The sequence below is a fragment of the Vibrio sp. 970 genome, assembly GCF_033339075.1.
In genome coordinates this window covers 1-603 of sequence record NZ_JAWOTW010000529.1, presented here as the reverse complement: position 1 = coordinate 603, position 603 = coordinate 1, and the positions used below count along the sequence as shown (strand labels likewise).

Here is a 603-nt window from a genome sequence, read left to right as displayed (position 1 = left end):
CAATTTTCTTCACGCCTTTACTGGTGATGGTTTCCAATGTTTTATCAGTGTAAGGCTGTAGCCACTCTTCTCGGCCAAAACGAGACTGATAAGACATACCAATCTGATCCGATGATAAACCAAGCGCCTCACCAAGCAAGCGAGTGGTCGCTTCACAATGCTGAGGATAAATGTCGCCATTGTCTGCATAACGTTTAGGAATACCGTGATATGAACACAGCAAGTAATCCCCTTTGCCATGCTCTTCCCAGTATTGTCGAACCGAGTGCGCAAGCGCTTCGATGTACATTGGATGATCGTGATAATCGCGAATAAAGCTGAATGCTGGCATCACTGGCAGTTGCTTAAACGCTTTTGTGATTCCATCAGACACGGCTGCGGTGGTTGTCCCAGAATATTGTGGGTACAACGGTAGCACAATAACCTCTTCCACACCTTGAGCGATAAGAGCTTCAAAACCAGATTGAAGGCTTGGGTTGCCATAAGTCATGCCGAGTTCCACAGGCATATCGAGATGCTGAGCAAGTTTCTTTGCCTGGCGTTTGGAATACACCATTAAAGGTGAGCCCTCTTCCATCCATACCGATTCATACAACTTAGCGA

General features: G+C 46.4%; 1 protein-coding gene. It reads right to left on the bottom strand.

Features of this window, described 5'->3' with window-relative positions; translation table 11 throughout:
* The coding region (gene hemH / locus R7Q11_RS27685; protein ID WP_225467173.1) for a ferrochelatase at window positions 1-603 on the bottom strand (603 nt) is incomplete at both ends.